A 15,445-nucleotide genomic window follows, 5' to 3' on the forward strand; every position below is an offset into this window, starting at 1 on the left:
GGTTCGGGCGCAGCCTCGGTATCGATCTGAGCCCGCAGCGCAAGCAGTGCAACTTTAACTGCGTCTACTGCGAGCTGGGCGCGGGCAAGCCGGTAAGCGCGATGAGCGAGCCTGCGCCCATAGCTGAACTCATAGAGGAGCTTAAATCTGCGCTAGCAACACACTCTAACATTGACGTCATCACGATTACTGCAAACGGCGAGCCCACGCTGCATCCGCGCTTTGCAGAGCTCGTAGACGCGCTAAAGGCGCTGCATCTGCCGCAGAAGCTGCTCGTTTTGTCAAACGGCTCGCTCGTGCGCGAAAACAGCGCGGCACTGATGAAACTCGATATCTGCAAATTTTCGCTAGATAGCGCGCTTACGAAAAGCTTTCGTAAGGTGGACGGCCCGCATGCAGGCATTAGCGCCGAGGATATCATAAGCGCGATCGCGGATTTTGCGCGCGAGTTTCGCGGCGAGCTTGATATCGAAATCCTAGTCGTGCGCGGGCTAAACGATACGCAAGAGGATTTTGTGGCGCTGAATACGGCTTTAGCTCGCATCAATCCGCACCGCGTAGATCTTGGCACTATCGATCGCCCGCCTGCATACCGCGCAGAGGGTGTGAGCGAGGCGCAGCTGCGCTATCTGGCCACTTTCATCGAAAATCAAAACGTAAATATCATCGCCGCGCCACATTATGCAAGTGAACGGCTGAGCTTTAGCGAGGACGAGATATTGCATACTTTGGCACGTCGTCCTCAGCGCACTAGCGACGTGGAGGCGATGTTTGACGAAGCGAGCGCGCAGCTTTTAAAGTGCCTTGTGGATGCAGGTAAGGTCGTTTTTAAGGACGGTTTTTACGAGATCGCGAAAGGCTAGGACGTTAAAATTTTAAAATCTCTTTTGCGGCGCGGCGAAGGAGCGGCTTGCATGAAGGCATCGTTGCAGGCGGTATCCGCCGCACGCGAGCTAGAGAGGCAGCACAAGGACGGCTAGTGTTTAAATTTGACGCCGAGTTGCGCTGCTGCCGCAAAGATGCTAGCACGCCCGGTTTTAGGAAACGATGCTGCCGCGGCGTGCGTTGGGTCTTTATAGGCTAAGCGGTGCTTAAAAGCGCCGTTAAATTATGAAATTTATACACGGCGCAAAGATACAGACCTCAAACGGCGCTTTTGGGTGCCAGTGGATTATTGAAGTAGGCCTAATGGATAGCAAAAGCGGGCTTGGATCAATGGGGGATCGCGAAATGTGCGCCTTTAAATTTAGCCTGCTTACCGTGCTTCTTTGAGTTTTTGCGTTTATTTTGGCGGATTTTTAATCACCCGCGCGCCGAATGTGCGCTCATGCACGATACCTGCGTGCTCAAATACCTGCGATCGGAAGTGCATAAACGCCGTAAAATTTTATCGCATACTTCGGTTTTTAAATTTAAATTTAGCCCGCAGAATTTGATTGTGCTGAAATTTTAGCGCAGATCGCGCTAAAACTCCGCATCATAACTCGTCGCGGCCGATAAAATTTAATTCGCGCCGTTTTGCCGCGATAAAATTCTATGGAATTTTTTGAATGGTGGCTGCAAAATTTAAAGCCGTTGCGCGCTTTGCGGCGACGCCGAAATTTTAACGCGATAGAATTTTGCGGCAGAATTTTAGCGTCGCGCGGCGTATCCGCTAGAGAGTGTTTGGGCGATAAAATTTAGGGCAGAGCTGCGGGCAAAATTTTAAATTCCAAAATAAAATTCTGCCCGTTAATCTAGCGCGCGACTATTTCGTCGATCCAGTCAAAAAGCTTCTCAAGATCGTAATCGCCGCCGTGTCCTTGCCCCCAAGGCACCGCAAAATCGACGTTCTTGCCCGCATTTTGCAAGCTAAGCGCCAAAATCGCGGGGATCGCAAGCGCCGTATCGCGATCGCTCGCGCCGTGTCGGATGCGGTAAAATTTCGCGCCATTTTCGTTGCATACGAAACTCATCGCATCCATCATCTCTACGAGCTGCGCATCTGCGATTAGCACCCCTTTGGCGGGGTCATTCATCGCGCCAAAATTCGTAAAATGCGCCGCGTTAAATTTGGCGCTGCCGAACAGCTCGTTTTCGGGATTTTCAAGCGCAAAGCCGTCGAATGCGGGCGGGGTCTTGGCGCGCGGTTCGGCAGTCGCGTAGCCCCAAAAAAGCATATGCGATTGCGATGCGTCATCCTTGATCTTGGCGGCGAGGTATAGGGGCGCTTTCGCGCGCGGATTTTTCGCCGCAAAATTAGCAAATGATGCCGATATGAGCCCGTTTATGTAATCTTTGAAGCTGCCGTCGCCGTTTTTATCCAGGCTTAGCGCGCGGTCGCCCCCGTCCTTCAAGCTTAGCGAGTTCAGATAGGCGGGGAATTGCACCTTTAGCTCGTCTGAAATTTTAATCTGTGCTGCGCTTAGTTTGCCGCTTAGCGTTTTGCGTGCGGGCTTTGTGGCGCTTTGATCCGCGCCTTTTTTGGAGTTTTTTTCAGCGCCGCTAGAATTTTCGCCGCGCTCGTTAAATCCAGCCGCATCAAAGCCGCTAAAATCCATCTTTTCATATTCGCTCTGCGCGCCGAACATCCACTCATACGCCGCGTCCGCGTGCTTTAGATTTGTGATCGGGCAGTATGCGGACGCCGCGTAAATTTTATCGCTCGTCTTCGTAGCGCCCAGCTCCTGCAGATACGGCTCGTACGCGGCCTCGTCCCCGCTCGCGCCTAAAAGCGCCGAGAGCGCTCCGCCCGCGCTCGTGCCGTTTGAGATGATCTTGTTTGCGTCCCCGGGCATCGCCGCGTCGTTAAATTTCAGATACCGCACGGCTGCCTTTAGATCGACGATCGCCGCGGGCGCCTTGCCAATATAATTGCCGTTTGCGTCCTTTAGCGTGCGTCCGCGCGCTGCGGGAGCGGCTACGACGTAACCGCGCGAAAGCGCCGTAGCGATCGCGTTTGGCTTGCCGCTTTCGTCTATTCTGACCTCGCCCGCTTCGCCCGGCATGTATCCGCCCACGCCGTTTGGCAAAAATATCGGCGCGCTTGCGGCGTCAAATTTGCCGCTCTTGCGCCCCTCAAAATACTGCTGCGGGATGAAGATATTCATGCTCTGATAGTGCGCGCTTACGGGTTTTGCGACGTAGATTATATTTTTGTAGGCGCGAAATTTTATCTTTTTGCCGCCTACGATCACGCTTTCTTGCGTAAAATTTGCGGCGTTAAATTTCAGATCTATTTGCGCGCTCTGCGTCGCAGCCTCGGCGTTTAGGCTTAGTCCGCTGCAAAGTATCGCGGCAGCGCCTAGGGTGAGGGATTTTTTACTCATTGACGTCTCCTTTCTATTTTGATATCGCCGCTTTTTAGCCCTTTAAGCAGCTTAGTGACAAAGCTAATTTTAGCAAAACTCAGCGAATACTTAAATCCGCTGCGCGCCTAAATTTTGAAATTTAAACGCAAAGGCATCTGCAAGTTGAAAGGAATTTTAAACTCGAAGTGTTATTTTGGTGGGTATTGCAGGTCGGTGCCGTAAATCCGGCTGCATTAAATTCCGCTCGTTAATTCATAAGCTTGAGCTGCGTTTCAAAGGCGGATTTGGGATAGAGGCCGATGAGTTTTTTGACCGCTTTGCCGTTCTTATCGTAGATCACGGACGTAGGGGTGCCGAAAATGCCGCCTACGATGGTTTCAAAGTATTTTACGGAGTTTGCGCCGCTGACGCTTGGGAATTTTATCCCCTTTTCGCGAGCGACCGCGGCGTCAGCTTCTAAGCCTTTACCGTCGCCTAGAATGCCGATAATCAGCGCGTCGCCGCTAGCTTGCAGCTCGTTTAGCGCGGGCACTTGGGCTTTGCACGCGCCGCAGCCGCTAGTATAGAAAAACAGCACAAAGGGCTTGTCGTTGCCCTCGATCTTTAGCGTGCACTCGGAGGGGTCGAACTTGGAGGCAAGCGAGGTGCCGTCGCTGCTTAGATGGTGCTTCCATCCGTCGCAGCCTGTGAGTAGCAGCACGAACATAGCGGCGGCAACTTTTAAATTTAAAAATTTTATCATCTAAAACCCGCCTTCGGACGCGTTAAATCGGCCTTTAAATTTGCGTTTGAAATTTTAAAATTTGCGGCGCGATCTATGCGGGAATTTATATTGCGATCCGTATTAGAATTTATGCCGTGACACATGCCGCGATCTGCGCTAGAATTTATATCGCGGTATGCGTTGAAATTTATGTCGCGATCCGCGTCGAAATCTGCGCTCGTGGCGTTTCGGCTTTTAAAATTTCGACTTTTTAAATTTTTACCCACTCCGCTCAGTTTTGCGACGGCGCTTGATCTTTCGAGGCAAATAGCTTCGGTGGGACGCGCGCAGCAAAGAGCTGCGCCTGCTCGCGCGAGCTTTGTGCGAACCCAAAAAGAGCGTGCGCAGGCGGTGAAATTTTTAAATTTTAACGTAGCTTTATTTTTCATCATGCGAGCTAAATTTTACGCACCGGAATTCTGCGCGCCCGCATTTTTGGCACCTTGATTTTCGCCGTTAGAATTTTCGGCACTCTGATCTTCGCCGTCCAAATTTTGCGAGGCGGAATTTTGCTCGCTCGCGGTTACGGCGCTAGAGCTTTGCGAAACACTTTCGTTTGGATCGCGATCTGAATTTTCATCCTGCGAGCCGAGATTGTGCTTCATCGTGCTTTGATCCAAAAGCTCTATTCGATCGAGCTTGCCGTGTCTTAGGCGCACCACTTTGTCGGCAAATTTACCGAGCTCTTCGTTGTGCGTGACCAAAAGCAGCGTCTTGCCCTCGCTGCGAAGCGTCTGAAAGAGCTGCAAAACCACGCGCTCGTTGGCCTCGTCGAGGTTGCCCGTAGGTTCGTCGGCGATGATGATGTCGGGATCATTGATGAGTGCACGCGCGATGCAGACGCGCTGCTGCTCGCCGCCGCTAAGCTCGCTAGGGCGGTGCGTGATGCGGTGCCCGAGCCCCACTTTCTCAAGTGCCGCTTTGGCGCTGTCCTCGTCCACGCAGCTGTGGTAGTATTGATTTAACATGACGTTTTCAACGGCCGTTAGGTAGGGGATTAGGTGAAACTGCTGAAACACGAGGCCGATCTTTTTGCGGCGAAATTCTAAAATTTGCTCGTCGTTTAGCGCGCTCGCGTCGGCTCCGCCCAGGATATATCTGCCCGCGGTGGGGGTGTCCATCAGGCTTAGGATATTTACGAGCGTGCTCTTGCCGCTGCCGCTTGGGCCCATTATGCTGACCCACTCGCCGCTTAAAACGTCGAAGCTGATATTATCGAGAGCCTTAACCTCGCCGAAGTATTTGCAGATGCCTTCAAATTTTAAAATTTCCATGTCATTCCCTTAATAGATTCGCTAAATTCGGATTCAGCGCCTTTTTGATCGGATAGTAGCTTGCCGCGAGCGCAAAAATCAGGCTCAGCGCGACCGCCGCAAAGAGGCTAATCAGCCTAAAATCCACGCTGCTTGAAAATATCAGATGCCCCAGTAAGATCGCGAGCAGGTATCCCACGAATACTCCAGCTAGCGAGCCTGCGACGCAGACGGTTAAAATTTCGCTCAGGATCAGGTGGAGCAAATTTTGTTTGCTCGCGCCGATTGCGCGGATGAGCGCAAACTCTTTGATGCGCGAAAGCAGGATCGAGCTAAGGCTCGTGTTGATGCAGACCGAGGTGATCAGAAGGATCGTAATGCCGATAAGAAGCATCAAAAGCTTGATTTTATTTAAGATGATGCCTTGGGTCTTGGATACCTTGCCGATCGGCGCAAAGCTCATCTGCGCATCGCTCAGGCTTTTTGAAATTTCGCTAAGCTGCTTAAAATCGCCGCTTACGATCGCTTCGGCGTAATTTACCTGCGCAGGCTGATTTAAAATTTTTTGCGCCAGCGGCAGCGAGATTAGCAGCATGCCGTCCTCTTTCTGTCCGTCATAGACGATGCCTTTTATCTTAACCTTGCTCGTTTCATTTGAGCCGATCGGCGTGATCTCGATACTATCGCCGAGCTTCGCGCCCAAAAGTTTGGCGAGATCCTGCCCGATGAGCGCGTTTTTATCGTCGAAATCCACGCCGATAAACGAGCCCTCTTTGAGATCCAAAAACGGCATCGTATCGCGCAGAGAGGAGAAATTTACCCCCATGATGATGCCTGAGTTTACGCCTAAATTTGCGCTGCCGAAAAGGTATTTATTCGCGCTTTTCAGTGCGGAGATTTTAGCGAACTTCGCATCGAGCGCCGCTTCGTCCATATGGGAATTTTCTAAATTTGCAGGGCTTACGATCAAATTTGCGCCGTAGCTGTTTAGCTCGCTGGCGACCTTTTTATCGATGTCGGCGTAGATATTTACGAACGCCGCGCAAACCGCGCTGCCTAGCATTATCGCGACGAAAATCACGAAGCTGCGAATGCCGCTGTTGATGATACTTTTAAAGATCGCGCCTCTGAAAAACGCTCCGTTATTTCCTACCATAAAGCACCTCCGCAGGCAGTAGCTTGATCACTCCGCGTAGCGGCAAGATCGAGCCGATAATGCAAATAAGAAGTCCAAAGACGATACTAAGCGGAAAGACCATAAGCGAGACGCCGATAAAGGAGCCAAAAATTTGATACGCGATCGCCCAGCTAAGCGCGTAGCCCACAACTGCGCCCACGAGCGAGCTTGCTACGCAGATGACAAAAATTTCGGCGGCGAACTGGATATAGATCATAAAATTGCTCGCTCCCAGCGCCTTAAGCAAGCCGATCTCTTTTTTGCGCTTGTAAATTTCGCTGCTTAGCAGGCTCGTGATGCAGATGCTTGAAATTAGCAGCGACAGAATGCTTACGACGCCCATTAAATTTTGAATTTTTTTCGTGATGCCGCTTTGAGCTTCGCTGACGCTAAGCACCGCCTTGGCGCTTGCGTTTGGATACTCCTCGGTGATCTGATATGCGATGGAGCTAACGTATGCCGAGCAGTACCAGGTGTCGTATTCTGTGGCGTCTAGATTATCGAGACTCCTTCTTGCCTTTACGGACAGATCGTCTTCGGGGATCGTCATGGCGCTAACTTCTGCCTTGGCGATGAGGCCTTCTTTGTGCGTTAGCTTTTGCACCAGAGATAAATTTGCGATCAGCTTTTTGGCTTCATCCTCCGCGCCGTGTAAAATCCCAACGACTTTAACCTCATAATCTCCAAGCTTAACCGCATCGCCGATCTTAAGCCCCAGCCCGTCTCCTGCAAGCACCTCATTCTCGGCGCCGTCTTTTACCCACTGTCCCTCTACGCTCCAAAACGGATAGAGCGAGCGCACGCCCGATCTGAAATCAGGCTCGTCGCTAACGCCCACGTCCTTTTCAAAGTAGGTTCCCACGACGTCGTAATCTCCTGCGCGGGTAGTTAAAAAAGGCGCAAAGGCGGTGATATTGTTGCGCCAAAAAATTTCTTTGATCTTATGCAGCTCGCTCTCTTTTAAAAAATCATCGTTTTTAAGCGGAGAGTATTCGCGCCCACCGATCTCGATACTTAGGCTTTGCGAGCGCGGTAGCACTACGATATTTGAGCCGTAGCTGCGCAGCTCCTTAGCGACCTGATCGCCGATTTTTAGCGTGATATTTAGCATGCAAGCGATCAGCGAAACCGATAAAAATATGGTCAAAAACGCTAAAATTTTGCTATCCCTGGAGTTTAAAATGGAGGATTTGATGATGCGTAAAAACATTATTTAAGCTCCTTTAGCGTGCCGTTTTCATCTACATAGCGCTCGGGGTGCGCGGTGAAGGCGTTTGCATTCGCTTCGCTTTCGAAAAAGTAGGTGCGTCCGTAGTAAAGATAGCTAAATTTAGAGGTGTTTAAAATTTCTTTTCTACTGACCGGATCGATCACCTTTTTATCCACAATCTCCGAGAAATAGGACGCGCCATCCTCGATCGTCTTAAGTGCGATGACGATATTTTGCCCCTCTAGCTTATAATCCAGCGGGATCGGATTGCAGCCGCCCAGCTTGCCGACGCTAGGCAAAAATATCCTCACGTTGCAAGCGATGCAGATGAGCTCGTCGCCTTTTTTGATGTAGCCCATATCGCCGCAGATCGAGCACGCGTCAAAAACCGCGACCGGGGCAAATTTGTCCGTGAAGCGGTTTAGTAGAAAAAACCTGACCTTATGCCCGTCGTCGGTAACGTAGGCAAAGCGGTGCAGCTTGCCATCCTTTACGATGTTTGCATCGATTATGAATTCCGCGCCTTGCGGCTCGATAATCTTAGGCTCATCGATCGTAGGCGGTTTTGAGGCGACCAAGATATAATAAAGCCCCAAAAAGCTGATTAAAATCCCAAGTGATAAGATCAGGCTAAAATCTCTAAAAATGGCAAATCTGCCCGCTTTAACCTCTCTAAATTTTATAATGTCCGCTTCGCGAGGCACTCGACTTGGCGCACGAAATGCCGTAAGTAGCGCAATTAGCGTAGCTATAAGGCAAAGAGCTAGCGTCAGATAGGAGTTGTTGTAGTGGATGATTTTGGCGATGACGCTTAGAAACTCGGACGAGCCGATCGCGTTTGAAAGCCCTTCAAAACCCTTCGCAGCTAGAGCTTTGGGCGCGTCTGCCTGGCGCAGATCAAGACCTAAAAAGCCGATTTTAGCGATAAAAGCAAACACCCAGGCAAGAGCGAAAGACACTAGCTTTGCGCCTCTGCTCGCGCGCGCTAGAGCTGAGCGATAAATAAAATAGAATAAAATGAGCGCCAGCGCACCTAAAACCGCCATAAAGAGGTTGGTTAGGCTGAAGCTGTCCAGTAGCTCGCCGGAGAAAATTTTAAAATTCATCCCGATAAAGCGATATTCAAATCCATACGCGCAGCCAAGAGCAAAAATAACTGCAGCGGTAAGATAGAATCGCTTAAGCCTAAACGCAAACAGTAGCGCGAGCAGCGTTAAAAGTGCGAGCGCGTCAAATATAATCTTGCCTGTATCGGCGTTTGCCGAGCGCGCAAATGCGCTAAAGCACAGCGCCCCAAACGCAGCTCCAAAAAGCGCAGGCAAAAACGATGCGCTGATAAAGCGCCTGCCGCCCAGATACGCGCTTAAAAATGCAAGCGGAAACAGAGCCAAGCTAACGTGATAAAAAAATATCGTCATCAAAAATCCTCATCGAGCCTAATGCGCGTAAATCGCCTATAATTGCTTAAATTTTAAAATTTTAAAACCTACGCCATTTTGTAAATTTTAAAATTTCAAATCAGCCCGCAAAAAGTTCGCAGCAATAGAGCCGCCCGCAAAGAGAAATTTCGCCTCGCTATTGCTTTGGTTTTGTCTCACCCTCGCGACGTGCTAATTTTAAAATTTTGCCGCAGCTAAAAGATTCGTAAGCTTAAACGCATTAAAGCAAAAACGATACGTTTTAGCTACGGCGTAGCGATTAAATTTAAACGGGCTAAATTTAACCGCCTTAAATTTAAAGCGTGCGGCTAAACCCAATACCGCTAGGGCTCCGCCGAAAACGAACTCGGCGAGGCCCGCTACGATTTACTCTTTAGGAGCGCCTGTGTATTGGAAGGTGTATTTAACCGAGAACGGCTCCCACCATTTGCCTACGCCGGTCGCTTTGTCCGCGTGGCGGCCGAATCCGTTGGCGCTTGGATTTTCGATGTTGTAGGTTAGCTCGTAGTTGCCTACACCGTTTACCATCTTGATATTGGCGCCGTAGTGAGGGCCGTCGCTAGCTACCATCGGCATGAAATTTCCCTTTTGAATCTTGCCGGTATCTAGGTTTTTAAGCACGTAAGCGATCTTTAGGTAAGGGATCCACTCGCCCTCGCCAAATCCGTTTGCGTTGCCTTTGATAGCGTGGATATCCGCCTCAAGGTGGATGTCCGCCTTGCTAGGAGCTAGATCGATGCCTTTAGGCTCCATATCGATAGGCTGAAGATAAACTGCCGCGATCTCCATTCCATTTTGCTCAATCGGCTCGCCGATTGGATGTTCTCCTGCCATTGCTATAACAGAGGCTAGGCTTAGCGCCAACATACCTGAAAAAATCTTTTTCATCTTTTCTCTCCTTATTAAGATTTGTTTTTTTGCTTATTTTTTAAGATTAAAATTCCTACGATTAGAAGCACGATCATCACCGCTTGCGGCACGAGGCTCTGGACGTAAGGATAAAATCCGATCCACGTAATCGTTGGAAGCCCGTCTATTACCGTAGGCACGAATACCTTGCCCTCGACTAGCTCCATCACGCCCTTGCCCACAAATACGACGGACATATAAAAGATAATGACTGATGTAGCGATGAAAAATGGCTTGATAGCGATTTTAAGCGAGAATTTTTTGATGACGATATAAACTATAATAAGAGCCGCCAGACCCGCGACAAAGCCTGCTGCTACCATGCTAGTAGCTGCCGGACTTTTAGCATCGAAAAGTAGTGCCAGATAAAATAGCACCGTCTCTGCGCCCTCGCGATAAACCGCTAAAAATACCGTCCACCAAAGCATCTTGCTATCGCCCGAACTTAGGCTGTTTGAAATTTGACCTTGGATATAGGCGCTCCACTTTTTGGAGCTTGCATTCGAAAGAAGCCAAAAGCCCACGTAAAATAGCAGAACTACGGCGATTAACATCACCGCGCCCTCCATCACTTCGCGCGTTTGTCCTGCATTTTCGCTACCGAAGATATAATTCAGCCCGTAAGCCGTAGCGATACTTAGCACAACCGCGACGCCAAGAGCGCTGTAAACGATATTTAGGTGCTTTGAGTTGCCGGATTTTATAAGTAGAGCGATGACTGCGGCTACGATGATGAGCGCTTCAAATCCTTCGCGCAAGATGATGATAAACGCGTATAAGAATAGATCCCAGTTGCTTGATTTCTTCGTTAGCTCTAGACTTTGGGTAAGCTGATCAAATAGCTTATTTTGCGCCGCTACGATCTGTTCTTTGGAAGCGCCCGCGCGCATAAGAGCCGAAATTTTATTAAAACTTGCTTCTGTATCTAGCTTAAGCTGAGTATTTTTAGCACCGACGATATTTTCCATACCGCTCTCTTCGTATTCATCAAAGTAGATATTGCCGCTCTCGTCGATCGCGTCATCAACCTTGCCGCTCTCGTAAAGCTGCAAAACCTTAGCCATTTTGTCTTTGATATTTTGCACGATCGGCGTAAAATCCTTGCCCTCATCCTCACTAGTATCGCTTTGTGCTAACGCAGTCTGCGGCGCTATGGAGTAGCTTTCTTGCGGCAAATCATTTACGGCTTTTAATGCTAGATTATCTAGGGCGTTTATCGCTTCGTCAAATTTTGATTTGTCCGTATCCGCATCCTCGCGCAAGAGATTTCCGATAATTTGCTGGATTGATTGATCGGTCTGAGACGAGACATATTTTCGCACTGCCTCCTCTAGACGTTCGTTGCGGTAGATATCAAATTTAGCGCGATTTAGCGCAGCTTTTAACGCAGCAGCGTCTTTTTTATCAAACGCAGCTTTAGCGTTATCCAGCTCAGTTTTAAATTCTGTATAGACGCTCATCCAAGGCGAAGTTGTGCCGGATGCTGCGGAATTCCCGCCTGAGGCTGGCGTAGAAGTGCTGCCGTCGCCTCCGTCTTGATACTCGGCTACGAGACGATGACCAGATTCGATCGCAGGCAGAACCTCATCAATCTCGCGATTTAGATTATCGATCATCGCTTGGATCTCATTTAGAGGCTTTTCGGCTTTGATTGCTTTACGAATATCGCCGAATTGCTTCTCCATATCGTAGGATTTTTTCTGTCCCAAATTTATGCGGATGCCGGCTTCTAGATTTTCAAAATGCCCAAAATACGCCTCTTGAGTTATCTTTCTAGCCTCAGAATTATTACCATCAACATAAAGCTTGATCGCTTGAGCAAATTTCTCTTTTATCGTCGCTGCTTCGGCGCGATAATCCGTATCCGCAAAAAGCATAGCAAGCGGAAAAATTAGAGCTAAAACCGCAAATTTAAAAAATTTCATCTGACCCTTCTTGAGTTGAATTCATACATTAAATTTCAAAATTAAGTAGCAATTATATGTAGAAAAATCTTAAAAAGTAATAAAAAAAGCGGTTATCATAAAGCACGAAAGCGGCTAAATTCTCAATTGCGAGAGCTTTTTGATAGATGAAATTTAATGGAATTTAGGATATGACGGAATTTTAAACGGCAGTCGGATTTTACTCCGACTGCTAAAATTTTAATGAAGTTTCGACCAAATTTTGCTTTTCCAAAGACCTGCAAAAACAGAAAGGATCAAGAAATATATCATAATATTTATAGTCGTAGCTTCACGCTCGGCTTTTTTGCTATCGCCTACGTCAGCTAGATATTCCACGACCTTGGCTTCAGCGTTTTCGTTCAAGCCTACGCGCGGCATCGAAGTGCCTGGAAGCTTCTTTTGCGTATCATTGATAAACTCGTGCAGATAGTTGGCGCCTTTAGAACGGATCATCATCGAAAGATCAGGAGGCGTCGAGCCCATATACGCAGCCAGGCTAGCCCTATCGCTGGATGCAAAGAGCTTATCGTATTTGACATCGTGGCATCTTAGACAAGCATCCTCAAAAACCGCCTTGCTTAAAAGGAATTTTTTCTGCGCTTCATTTAGTTCGGTGCCTTGCTTGATGCCGCTAGCAGCAGCCTCAGAGGCGATTAGCTTATTCTCGCTAGGAGCGAGCGATTTTAGATAGGCTACGATATCGGCGATCTCTTGATTTAGATCACCGCCTGTACCGAAAAATCCAGGCATCGGAAAAGGCTTTTCGTCGCCAAATTTCTGATCTAGCTTAAGAGCCATGATCGGATCTTTGATGAGTGCAGCTAAGAATTTATCGGTGTATAGATAGCCTGCGCTGCTAAGATCTGGCGGATTGACGCCGTATGCGGCACTAGCGCTTGCCGCGTCCATAGGAGCGGGGATATTTGCACTTTTTACTCCATGACATGCGGTGCAGCCTGCATTTGTAAAGGTCTCGGCGCCGCGCACGGCATCGCCTTTGCTAAGATCGATTTTATTTATCTCATCCCAAAAAAGCACCGTTTTGTCTTGTTGTTCTTTCGCGCTGGCTAGGGCTTTTTTAGAATTTTTTATCATCGTCTCATCTCCGCCCTTTTCGGCTGCGGCCAAAGCGCTTTCTGCTGCGGCTACGTTATGCGCGGCTAAAGCCGTATCGCCTGCTGCAAAGTCATAATTTACCGGATCGGTGTGCGGACTGAGCTTAGTATGAGCATAAGGCTCGACAAACCAGTATAAAATTCCCACACAAAAAAGCACTAAGATTAGGGTTCTTATCTCTTTCATGGCTAGACCCTCTTTCTTTCTGCGATTGTAATTAACGGAAGCACTACGACGAGCAATCCGATATAGATGATCGATAGGGCAAAGCCCCAGTATTTATTTTCGATACCGAGTTCCATACCGTCTGCGGGGAGCTTTCCGAATAGGCTAAGCAGAATCATGTCGATTACCAAAACCCAAAACCAGATGAAAAACGCTTTGTTTTTGTGCGCAGGCGCTACTACGCTGCTGCGGTCAAATAACGGGATAAAAAATAGCGAAACTCCAGCGAAGGCAAAGGCGATAAGTCCGATGTCGGCAGCCTTAAGCGGTCCTACGTCGAAGTAAAATCCGCGCAGAATTTCATACTCCCAGAGAAAGTACCACTCCGGATAGATATGCGTCGGGGTTTTGAGGCTGTTTGCAGGCTCGAAATTTATAGGATCCATCGCAAAATCGAAGTGGAAACCCACTAGATAAAAGAAAAATATCATAAAGATACTGACGTAGAAAAAATCCTTCGCCAAAAAGCCCGGCCAAAACGGAATTACCTTGCTTTCGCTAGTTTTGCCCTGCAGATACTTCTCGCCCTCGAGCTCAAAGTCAATCTCCTCGCCGTCTAGGTTATTTACATGCGGAAATCTAAGCGAATAGAAATGCACCGCCAGCACCGCAACCACCACAAGAGGTAGCAAACAGACGTGAAGCATAAAAAATCGTGTCAGCGTCGGATCACTAACAGCATAATCGCCGCGAATCCATTCGACTATTGCATCGCCCACTACTGGAATTCCGCCGAACAAATTTGTAATAACCATCGCTGCCCAGTAGCTCATCTGCCCCCATGGAAGCATATAGCCGCTAAAAGCCTCCGCCGAAAAGATGATGAAAAGCAGCATTCCGCTTACCCAAATCATCTCTCGCCCTTGCTTATACGAGCGGTAATAAATAGCTACTAAAGTATGAATGTATAAGATCAAAAATACAACTGATGCCGATACCGCGTGGATATGACGCCATAGCCAGCCGTATTCGACCTCTTTCATAATCGTGAAATTTACGCTATCAAATGCTAAATTTACATCCGGCTTATAATACATCACGAGCATTAGTCCACTAACGAACAAAACTATAAATAGCGTCATCAAAATAACGCCCATCGCCCAAAGGAAGCTGATATTTTTAGGAATCCAATACTCGCTTACCATCACCTTGAAAAATTTCGTTACGGCGAGCCTTTGGTCGAACCAATCCCAAACTCCCGTAGCCTTTCTGATATGTGCCATCTGCGCCTCCTATGCTTTCTGCTTTAGGGCTTGGTATTCGGGGCCCTCTTCGCCTAAAACGAGTTTCGTTCCGTCTATTTTAAAGGGCGGTATATCCATAGGGCGTGGCGGCGGACCGAATACGTTTACGCCGTTAGCGTCGAAAATCCCGCCGTGACATGCACAGATGAATTGTTGCGTCGATGGCTTGTAGCTAGGAATACAGCCCAAATGCGTGCAAAGCCCTATGCAAAGCGTATATCTAGCATCCCCTACGACGACGTCACGGGCATCATTTTTAGGCATATCGGCAGTCTTTTTAAGCACGAAAATCGGCTTTTTACGCCACTGCGTTTGATAAAGCTCGCCCTCTTTGATCGGACTTAAATCTACCGTAGTGACGCCGGCGGCGCGCACGCTAGGAAGCGGATCCCACGATTTCTTCATCCCCACGAGTGCGAAAACGCCACCCACAGCGGCAACCGCGCCGAAAGTAAGCCCGATAAAGCCTCGTCTATCCTGTTTTAGATCAGACATCTTTATCCTTTCAAATTAAGAAATTGACAAGTGTCAATTTTAGCCAAATAAAGATTAAATCAATATGATTATAAGCAGAAATTTAGCTTAACCTTGCAAGCTAAATTATATTTTAAGATAATTTTAATGCCTAGCGAGGCGTTTTCGTGGCTTAAAATTTTATAAATTTTCAAATTCTATCATATTCTATCATGGCGCGGAATTTAAAATTTTAAAATTTTGTCGCGTAAGAGTTATTGCGACAATGGCGTGCAAAATTTTAAAATTTCGACATCATAAATAAAATTTCATAAAGCGCGAGATTTTAAATTTAAAGACGAGCATAGAATTTATAAAATCAAATTTTAAAATTTCACTGCTCGGCTATGGTAGCGGCGG

Annotated in this window: 14 protein-coding genes and 1 pseudogene; 3 read left to right on the plus strand and 12 right to left on the minus strand. The window is 48.2% G+C overall.

The window, feature by feature from the left end; genetic code table 11:
* The 3 genes from Q0340_RS11250 to Q0340_RS11260 all read left to right on the plus strand — a co-directional run.
* A partial coding sequence (locus Q0340_RS11250) for a radical SAM protein (protein WP_298083376.1) occupies positions 1-863 on the plus strand: 863 nt, incomplete at its 5' end.
* 47 nt (positions 864-910) lie between these two features.
* A complete protein-coding gene (locus tag Q0340_RS11255) occupies positions 911-1,084 on the plus strand; it encodes a hypothetical protein (protein WP_298083377.1) in 174 nt (57 codons plus the stop codon).
* A 26-nt stretch (positions 1,085-1,110) separates the two neighbouring features.
* Entirely contained in the window at positions 1,111-1,272 is a 162-nt protein-coding gene (locus Q0340_RS11260) for a hypothetical protein (protein ID WP_298083378.1), read from the plus strand.
* A gap of 464 nt (positions 1,273-1,736) precedes the next feature.
* Here Q0340_RS11260 and Q0340_RS11265 read toward each other — a convergent pair whose 3' ends face one another.
* The 12 genes and pseudogenes from Q0340_RS11265 to petA all read right to left on the minus strand — a co-directional run bounded on the left by Q0340_RS11265 (position 1,737) and on the right by petA (position 15,067).
* Positions 1,737-3,308, minus strand: a complete 1,572-nt coding sequence (locus tag Q0340_RS11265; RefSeq protein WP_298083379.1) for a subtype B tannase — start codon at positions 3,306-3,308, stop codon at positions 1,737-1,739.
* Between the two features lie 229 nt (positions 3,309-3,537).
* On the minus strand, positions 3,538-4,032 hold the full coding sequence (locus tag Q0340_RS11270) for a TlpA disulfide reductase family protein (protein WP_298083380.1): 495 nt from the start codon (positions 4,030-4,032) through the stop codon (positions 3,538-3,540).
* Complete coding sequence (locus Q0340_RS11275; protein ID WP_298083381.1) at positions 4,029-4,442, minus strand: hypothetical protein; 414 nt, start codon at positions 4,440-4,442, stop codon at positions 4,029-4,031. The genes Q0340_RS11270 and Q0340_RS11275 overlap by 4 nt, the downstream gene beginning before the upstream one ends.
* 246 nt (positions 4,443-4,688) lie before the next feature.
* Positions 4,689-5,327, minus strand: a pseudogene (locus tag Q0340_RS11280) (ABC transporter ATP-binding protein); the annotation flags it as partial.
* Between the two features lies 1 nt (position 5,328).
* Complete coding sequence (locus tag Q0340_RS11285; RefSeq protein ID WP_298083382.1) at positions 5,329-6,462, minus strand: FtsX-like permease family protein; 1,134 nt, start codon at positions 6,460-6,462, stop codon at positions 5,329-5,331.
* Positions 6,449-7,693, minus strand: a complete 1,245-nt coding sequence (locus Q0340_RS11290) for an ABC transporter permease (protein WP_298083383.1) — start codon at positions 7,691-7,693, stop codon at positions 6,449-6,451. Before Q0340_RS11290 ends, Q0340_RS11285 begins: the two co-directional genes overlap by 14 nt.
* Positions 7,693-9,111, minus strand: a complete 1,419-nt coding sequence (locus Q0340_RS11295; RefSeq protein ID WP_298083384.1) for a Fe-S-containing protein — start codon at positions 9,109-9,111, stop codon at positions 7,693-7,695. The genes Q0340_RS11290 and Q0340_RS11295 overlap by 1 nt, the downstream gene beginning before the upstream one ends.
* Positions 9,112-9,498: 387 nt before the next feature.
* Complete coding sequence (locus tag Q0340_RS11300; RefSeq protein ID WP_005869331.1) at positions 9,499-10,020, minus strand: iron transporter; 522 nt, start codon at positions 10,018-10,020, stop codon at positions 9,499-9,501.
* Positions 10,021-10,034: 14 nt separating this feature from the next.
* Entirely contained in the window at positions 10,035-11,966 is a 1,932-nt protein-coding gene (locus Q0340_RS11305; protein ID WP_298083385.1) for an FTR1 family protein, read from the minus strand.
* Positions 11,967-12,185: 219 nt separating this feature from the next.
* The gene (locus tag Q0340_RS11310; RefSeq protein WP_298083386.1) at positions 12,186-13,289 is read right to left on the minus strand and encodes a c-type cytochrome; all 1,104 of its coding nucleotides are present in this window, start codon (positions 13,287-13,289) and stop codon (positions 12,186-12,188) included.
* A gap of 2 nt (positions 13,290-13,291) precedes the next feature.
* The gene (locus tag Q0340_RS11315; protein WP_297880685.1) at positions 13,292-14,551 is read right to left on the minus strand and encodes a cytochrome bc complex cytochrome b subunit; all 1,260 of its coding nucleotides are present in this window, start codon (positions 14,549-14,551) and stop codon (positions 13,292-13,294) included.
* A 9-nt stretch (positions 14,552-14,560) separates the two neighbouring features.
* The gene (gene petA, locus Q0340_RS11320; RefSeq protein WP_177387024.1) at positions 14,561-15,067 is read right to left on the minus strand and encodes a ubiquinol-cytochrome c reductase iron-sulfur subunit; all 507 of its coding nucleotides are present in this window, start codon (positions 15,065-15,067) and stop codon (positions 14,561-14,563) included.
* Positions 15,068-15,445 lie beyond the last annotated feature (378 nt).

This window comes from uncultured Campylobacter sp. (genome assembly GCF_938045595.1).
In the GTDB taxonomy this organism is placed as follows: Bacteria; Campylobacterota; Campylobacteria; order Campylobacterales; family Campylobacteraceae; genus Campylobacter_B.